Annotated in this window: 5 protein-coding genes and 2 pseudogenes; 4 read left to right on the forward strand and 3 right to left on the reverse strand. The window is 45.0% G+C overall.

The genetic code is table 11. The annotated features are described in order from the left end of the window. Window positions 1-884 (forward strand): annotated as a pseudogene (locus Q0K92_RS12655) (IS30 family transposase); the annotation flags it as partial. 256 nt (window positions 885-1140) lie between these two features. On the opposite strand, the gene Q0K92_RS12660 reads toward Q0K92_RS12655, so the two are convergent. Beyond that, complete coding sequence (locus Q0K92_RS12660) at window positions 1141-1941, reverse strand: Crp/Fnr family transcriptional regulator (protein WP_297326156.1); 801 nt, start codon at window positions 1939-1941, stop codon at window positions 1141-1143. A 1022-nt stretch (window positions 1942-2963) separates the two neighbouring features. Next, the gene (locus tag Q0K92_RS12665; RefSeq protein WP_297326157.1) at window positions 2964-3707 is read right to left on the reverse strand and encodes a TerC family protein; all 744 of its coding nucleotides are present in this window, start codon (window positions 3705-3707) and stop codon (window positions 2964-2966) included. Between the two features lie 780 nt (window positions 3708-4487). On the opposite strand from Q0K92_RS12665, the gene Q0K92_RS12670 reads away from it, so the two are divergent. From Q0K92_RS12670 to Q0K92_RS12680, 3 genes are all read left to right on the forward strand, one after another. Beyond that, window positions 4488-4991 carry a hypothetical protein gene (locus Q0K92_RS12670; RefSeq protein WP_297326158.1) on the forward strand — a complete coding sequence of 168 codons (504 nt, stop codon included), beginning with the start codon at window positions 4488-4490 and terminating at the stop codon, window positions 4989-4991. A gap of 80 nt (window positions 4992-5071) precedes the next feature. After that, the gene (locus Q0K92_RS12675; RefSeq protein WP_297326159.1) at window positions 5072-5395 is read left to right on the forward strand and encodes a hypothetical protein; all 324 of its coding nucleotides are present in this window, start codon (window positions 5072-5074) and stop codon (window positions 5393-5395) included. 283 nt (window positions 5396-5678) lie between these two features. Further along, on the forward strand, window positions 5679-6680 hold the full coding sequence (locus Q0K92_RS12680; RefSeq protein WP_297326160.1) for a DUF3616 domain-containing protein: 1002 nt from the start codon (window positions 5679-5681) through the stop codon (window positions 6678-6680). Window positions 6681-6773: 93 nt separating this feature from the next. Here Q0K92_RS12680 and Q0K92_RS12685 read toward each other — a convergent pair. Next, window positions 6774-6908: pseudogene (locus tag Q0K92_RS12685) on the reverse strand (helix-turn-helix domain-containing protein); the annotation flags it as partial. Between the last annotated feature and the right edge of the window lie 510 nt (window positions 6909-7418).

The raw sequence follows: 7418 nt of genomic DNA on the forward strand, positions 1-7418 counted from the left end.
AGCAACGATACCAGATTTCTGGCTTGAAGAAAGCAGGTTTGAACCAATCGCAAATTGCGGCTGAATTAGGCGTACACAAATCGACGATTTCCCGAGAATTCAGGCGGAACAAGTGGCGACGTGGCTGGCATCCCAAGCAAGCTCAGGAATTACGGGACGAGCGTCGCAAGAATTGCGCCAATGCACGACATCACTCATTGTTGGAGTGGACGGAAGTCGAACGATTGATTCGACAGGACAGGAGCCCGGAACAAGCATCTCATCGACTTGCGGGCTGCAGATCAGCCATGAATCGATCTATTTGCACATTTATGCAGATAAGCGCCGAGGCACAATCAAGAGTCGGGTCGGCATTAACGAACGCCCGGTGATCGTGGAACAGAAGATTCGCATAGGCGACTGGGAGGGCGACACCGTAATTGGCAAGAACCACCGAGGCGCATTGGTCACATTGGCCGAGAGGAAGTCACGCTACATTCTGGCAGCGCAAGGTGCCCGACAAACATGCATCGGGGGTAACGGCGGTAGTTACGCGGTTACTGCGCCCCCATAAAGGCAAATGCCACACCATGACATTCGACAACGGAAAAGAGTTTGCGGAGCATGAAATCATCGCGGCGGAACTCGATGCAGATGTTTATTTCGCCCATCCCTATCATTCGTGGGAGCGTGGCTTGAATGAGAACAGCAATGGGCTACTGCGACAGTATTTCCCCAAGGGGATGGAATTGGTCGAGGTTACCCAAGAGCAAGTGCAATGGGCGGTGGATAGACTCAACCATCGACCACGCAAAGTGCTTGGGTTCAGAACCCCGTTTGAGGTATTCTTCGGAAAAACGGTGCGCTACACCAAAGCAACGTCAGGCGTTGCACTTCGAAATTGAATCCGCCACTTCATTTACCAATGTAAGTTCACTGGCAGCTTTCTTGACAGTTCTTTTGATTTTCTCATTTTTCTTAAGCAAGTGTTCAAGCGGAACTCTCTTGGCGGACACGTTTTTTCTTAAGTCTTTTAATTTCATAAGTATTTCTCTCTGCATAGGACGGGCTAACGTTCGAAAGAAATTGCATAATGAGCGCGTTAAGAGGTACGGATTACAGGGGCAAAGTCATTATTGCAAGACCTGATCCTTTGTGTCCTCATACGTCCTTTTTATTGACGTCTCCCTCCTGCTGCGTTGGAAGCGTCGCAGTGGGGATGGTGTCGGTATTCGTAATTACGCGGCGCTGCGGCAGGTAGTCAAGCAGCAGATCTGTTTCCTTCTTGACCACGCTGTAGCACTCGCAACTCAGGGTTTCAAGTTTCGGCCGGTCAAGCACCTTGATCAATCCACGCGAATATGAAATCACGCCTAGCTGCTGCAATTTTAACGCGGCCTGAGTGATGCCTTCGCGGCGAACGCCGAGCATGTTGCTGATGAATTCCTGGGTCATGGTCAAGTGGTTGTGAGACAGGCGATCCATGGAAAGCAGGAGCCAGCGGCAGAGCTGCTGGTCGATCGAATGCTGCCGGTTGCACACTGCAGTCTGAGAGATTTGCGTGATCAAGGCTTGCGTGTAGCGCAGCATCAGCATCAGCAACTGGCCGTGGCGGTTGAACTCCTCTTTCACCCGCAGTCTGGGGAGTCGATATGCGTAACCGGCGCTCTGTACCATCGAGCGACTCGGCGTGCTCTCGCCGCCCAGAAACAAAGTGATGCCTAGCAACCCCTCATTGCCCACCACAGAGATCGCGGTCGATGCCCCATTTTCCATCATATACTGCAGCGAAACTATGGAGTCAGTGGGAAAGTAAACATGACGCATGGGGCGCCGGGATTCATACAGGAGCGCGCGCAACGGCAGTGGCACTAGTTCCAGGTACGGGAACAAACGGCTTTGAACGTCAGGCGACAAGGCCGCCAGAAGATGATTGTGTTGCGGCTGGGGTTTGGTAGACATTTCGGCGCTTTTGGAAATGAGTAGTTATCAGGCTGTTGAAATTCGATACGGGACGGTAATAAGCATAGCTAATAGCGGTAGCGTCGCAAATCACAACTTATTGAATTCACAAATACTACCATGAATGGCCAGGTTTTCCGGAAATAAATGATTTGAGAGGAGGATGAGATGAAGAATCAAATCAGTTATTCCTCTGAAGTACGAGAACGAGCGGTGCGATTGGTATTTGAGCAGCAAAAAGAGCAGGGATTGCAATGGTCTGCAATCAAATAGACCTTCGTCGAAGACGGGGTTGCACACCGGAAACATTGCGGACGTGGGTAAGGCGGGTGGTGACCGATCAGGGGGGGGGCAGGCATGTCGACACAGCAATAAGGATTTTCTTAATTTGATAGCTTTTTTGAAAGAGCGCAACAGATTCATCACCTGCAAAGGTCTACATAAGTTCGGCTCAACTGATCGTCAATCCACCTTGCTCAATTTCTGGGAAAAATCGAAAAAATGTCTGATGCTAACAGTATGATAAAAAACATTCTTGTTACGTTCAAAAATAAAAAATGGGCTAGCGTTTAAGCTAACCCCTGTTCTATTTGGTAGGCCGTGCCAGATTCGGACTGGCGATCAACGGATTAAAAGGTATTTTAATTAACTGTTTTTGTTGAAAATATACCTGCCAGTGCTCGCCAACACTAGCCAATAACCGTCAGATTTGTCACGTTTTTTTAGCAGTAATATGGAAATAAAATAACTACTTGGTATAGTTATGCGATAGGCAAGCTTTTTGGTTAAACTTGAGATTCCCCGTGGTCTTGCCGCAAGGCGCGCGGGGTAAATTTGTTCTCTGATGGTTTAATCCCCCGCTGTTTACAGCGGGGCGCTTTATTCCACTAGCTACATCAAACCACCTTGTTTCAAGAAAGATAAATCATTAGCACCCAATCTATTTTTTTATGGATACTGTAATAGAACTAAAATTAATGGCTTATCAGGAAATATATCTTGTGATAAATAACTGCTTCCAGCTATTCAGAAATTCTCTTGTAGAGTTTGACAGGCGCCATCCGTTTTTTTCGCATACGAAGATTGAGCATCTCTACTGTGACGGAAAAAGCCATTGCAAAATAAATATAGCCCTTTGGTACGTGTACGCCGAATCCCTCCACCATGAGCGTGACGCCCACTAGAATAAGGAACGAAAGAGCAAGAATTTTGATCGTAGGATGTTCATCTACAAAATCGCCGATAGTTTTTGCCGCCACCAGCATCACGATTACTGCCAAAATAATAGCAATCGCCATGAGAGAAACCTGATCGACCAGGCCGACTGCCGTGATGACTGAATCCAATGAGAATACAATATCCAACACTGCAATTTGGAGCAGCACCATTCCCAAGCTAGTGACCACAATCAAACGACCAGGCTCTTCGATTCCTTCCAAACTGCTATGGATTTCATGCGTAGCTTTGGCTACCAGAAACAGACCGCCACCGATCAGAATTACATCGCGTCCTGAAATTTCATAGGAGAGCAATGTCATCCACGGTTCAGTTAATCCCATTACCCAGGAGATCGAAAATAGCAAAGCCAAGCGCGTGATCATGGCAAGGCCAAGCCCCATTCGTCTGGCAAACGCACGTTGATTTTCTGGAAGGCGCCCGACAAGTATGGAGATAAATATAATGTTATCGATCCCGAGAACAATTTCTAATGCGGTTAATGTGCCTAATGCTATCCACGCTTCAGGACTTGCCAGCCATTCAAACATCAAGATTTCCTTTTCTTTCTTTTGATGATCATAAATTGCGGACAGAACTCACTGTTAATTATTCATCGAGACCAAGGCTGGTACCAGCAGTTTAGCTCCGTTGGTTTTTCATAATGTTTCTCACCAGACCTACTCCTAGAGATACAGAAAATATAAATATCTTTTTAAGCAAAAATAAAGGTACCGATAATCAATTGTGTTGTCAAACACATAGATGGATGGTTACACCATGGGGGCTACCATCACAATTAACTGCCAGCTATAGAGATTTTGTGCTTATTAGACAATCATTTAGATTCTATAAGGCGCCTTTACGAGTAACTGGACGCAAGGATGAAACGCAGGCAAAGTAACGCTGCTGGATATTGTGAGATAGCCTATAATTGGCAGTGCCGGGTTGTCATATGTTTAAGAGCGGTGATACTTAGGGAGTTTTGCTTACGAAAGACTATTTGTTTAAATTTGGCTTCTCTCATTTGAGAACGGAAATAGCATATATTCTTAACTTTCATTTCAGAAAGTTGACTCACTTTGATGAGTACTTGACTTTCTAAAACCCTAACATATTAACACTAGTCGTATTTATATCTCGACCAGTGATTCAGGCCTCATTAAATTTGAAGAATGGGCTTTAATTCAATTTTATTTAACTACAACAAAACTTTTCAAGGTAATTGAAAGCCGGCACTACTGTTTTTTTGTTTTGGCTCCCCTAATCTCCGCACTTCGTTTTTGTCCACGGCGGAAGCTTTTTTGTATTTCACAGGAAGTACATTTGTAATGAAATTTAGTCAAAAAGTACAAAATATGGCCGTGTTTATCGAGTTTCTTGCGGGTTCCGGCCTAGCGATCTTTTTCCACTTGGTTCTGCATAATGAAGTGGCATCCTACCTGATATTTGGTATCGGAATCCTGCTTTCCCTTGCTACCTATCTGCTTCGGGAAGACATGGAAATAACCCGTACCGAGTTGATTGACCTTTACCACCATTCCCACGAATTGACCTATGCTGTCAGTCGTATCATTGATCCTGAATGCCATACCAAAGCACAGGAACTCTTGGCCAGCACCTTGCGTACCATTACTATGCTGCAGAATGGTCTTATTCCCCTGGATGAAAATGAGTTCTACCTAGAAGGGGCAAAATGCAGCGATGCTACCATACAACGTATCCGGGCTGTTGATCCCGTCACCTCAGGCTGGTTGAGTCGAGCAACACTGGTAAATTTCTACCAGAGCAATCTACGGGCTCTGGAGCGAAGTGTCAGTATTACGAGTGGTTGAGTCGAGCAACACTGGTAAATTTCTACCAGAGCAATCTACGGGCTCTGGAGCGAAGTGTCAGTATTACGAGGATTTTTGTCATGCACCGTGAGGATCTGACCGATCCGGATATTCAGAAAATAATCATGGCACAACTGAAGGACGGAGTAGATATGAGGGTGGCATTCCGGGATGAATTCCCGGTCGCTAATTCTATCAGTGGCCGGGATACCAACATGCCATGGGATTTTGCGGTTTACGACGAACAAGTTGCCACCGAGGTCTTTCCGCAAGCGGGTAAATACTATGGTCTAAAGACCAATCAACCGACTGAAGTGGAAAAATATCTACATTACTATCAACTGATTGAGCACGGTGCTCATGTGGTACTTCTAGATGAAGGGCAATTGACTCTGGCTACATAGAGGTATGACTCTCGAATCATAAAAAATTAATCGCTTCAGCGATACCCGGATTGACGGAGCGATTGGCTACGAGGTTACGTGTCAAATAAGGTAAAGAAATGGATGCGCCTATTATCTCAGATGGAATCTAAGTGCCAAAGTAGCGATGTAATAGCCACTAAAACAGGATTGCGGCAAGGCAAAAAAAGAAAAAAATTTTAGAACAATAGTAAATAAACTTGCCTGTTCTGAAGAACTGGCTCATTAACCAATGTCCTGCCTTCAAATAAGCTAAGGAATTTTCATGAATAAAAAACTTACGGCTATAGCAGTCACCATTGTCGCTACGATTCTTACGCTACCTGTTTCCGCAGGTAGGCTTTCATCTATTACCAGTCACTTTGGAATGTGTGACGCATCCGCTGCTGTTCCTGTGGAATCCAATCTGTTTGTCGTCGCCAACGATGAAGACAATACACTAAGGATCTATAAGAATGAAGAATCTGGCAAAGCAATATACTCGCAGGATCTTTCTTCATTTTTGCAAATCAATCCAAAGCATCCTGAAGTCGATATCGAGGGCGCTACTCTCATTAAAAATCGAATCTACTGGATCACCTCGCACGGTGCAAATAAAGATGGTAAGCAGCGTCCCAATCGGCACCGATTTTTTGCGACAGATATCGAAGCTATTGATGGCAAGTTTGGCTTGAAACCTATCGGTATACCCTTTCTTGGTTTGGTCAAAGCCTTCGAAGATTCCGCTGGATTAAAGAACTACGATCTTGGAAAAGCCGCCAAAAATGCTCCGGAATCCAAAAATGGTCTCAACATAGAAGGACTAACTAGAACTCCACAAGGAAACTTGTTGATCGGTTTTCGCAATCCAATTCCGGAAGGGAAGGCACTACTGGTTCCATTGGAAAATCCACAAGAAGTCATTGCCGGAAATGAGAAACCAAAATTGGGTAACCCAATACTTCTTGCATTGGATGGTCTAGGCATACGCAGTATTGAGTATTCTGATGCCAGTGGAGCATACTTCATTATTGCAGGGCCTTATGACGATAATGGTAGCTTTCAGCTTTATCAATGGTCAGGAAATCCTTCTGAGGCACCTGTATTAATTAAGATTGATTTTAATGGATTGCATCCAGAGGCATTGGTTGTTTATTCCAAGAAGAAGACAAGAGCAAAGATCCTTAGTGATGATGGATCGAAATCTATAAACGGTCAGAATTGCAAAGTTTTGGTTAACGCCCAGGATAAAGCCTTCCGCAGCACATGGTTAGAAATTGAACCTTGATTGCCATATCATAGAAACCCGCAACGCAGCATTTCGCTTCAAGCAAAGTAGTACAGCTGCAAAAGCAAGAATCCAGGCACGTCGCCACTTTTTCCGCCTGAATTCTCGAGAAATCGTCGATTTGTGTACGCCCAATTCAGCCGCAATTTGCGATTGGTTCAAACCTGCTTTCTTCAAGCCAGAAATCTGGTATCGTTGCTCACGGGTGAACTGCTTGTAGTGCTTCATCTGTGCTCCTTTTACTTGGTCGTTTAAGTAGCTCCGATACTATCGCAGCTTGCCTATAAACTTCCTTACAAAATTGCACTTCAAAGTTGAATCCGCCAATCATTAAACCAAGCATGTAACCATGCATTTGAATGCTGCAGCGGCTAGAACCGAGAGTTGATATGGTGGAGATGCCGTAATTTATTACGTTTTTGTCTCGTTCAAAAATAAAAAAGGGATTAGCGTTTAAGCTAACCCCTGTTCTATTTGGTAGGCCGTGCCAGATTCGAACTGGCGACCAACGGATTAAAAGTCCGGCACCCAGTGGAAATTATGGTTTAAAAGTTGAAGAAGCTTAAATTCTTTTTTTCTGCATAGTGGCTGACCCACTTAAAACCGAACTAGAACCGAACCGGAAATGGCATAACCTGCTTCGGCATTAGATCTTTTTGATTTGAATCAATTGCATACTGAAATTTCTCCCGAACCGAACCCGACCGAATCCGAATCCCCCTGCCGGAAAGTGAGCGC

Origin of the sequence: Nitrosomonas sp. (assembly GCF_024282095.1) — a bacterium.
Taxonomy (GTDB): Bacteria; Pseudomonadota; Gammaproteobacteria; order Burkholderiales; family Nitrosomonadaceae; genus Nitrosomonas.

Excerpts from the sequence above, each read along its gene's own strand:
- Q0K92_RS12660 (WP_297326156.1), bottom strand. The coding sequence starts at position 1,941 with ATGTCTACCAAACCCCAGCCGCAACACAATCATCTTCTGGCGGCCTTG.
- Q0K92_RS12665 (WP_297326157.1), bottom strand. The coding sequence starts at position 3,707 with ATGTTTGAATGGCTGGCAAGTCCTGAAGCGTGGATAGCATTAGGCACA.
- Q0K92_RS12670 (WP_297326158.1), top strand. The coding sequence starts at position 4,488 with ATGAAATTTAGTCAAAAAGTACAAAATATGGCCGTGTTTATCGAGTTT.
- Q0K92_RS12675 (WP_297326159.1), top strand. The coding sequence starts at position 5,072 with ATGCACCGTGAGGATCTGACCGATCCGGATATTCAGAAAATAATCATG.
- Q0K92_RS12680 (WP_297326160.1), top strand. The coding sequence starts at position 5,679 with ATGAATAAAAAACTTACGGCTATAGCAGTCACCATTGTCGCTACGATT.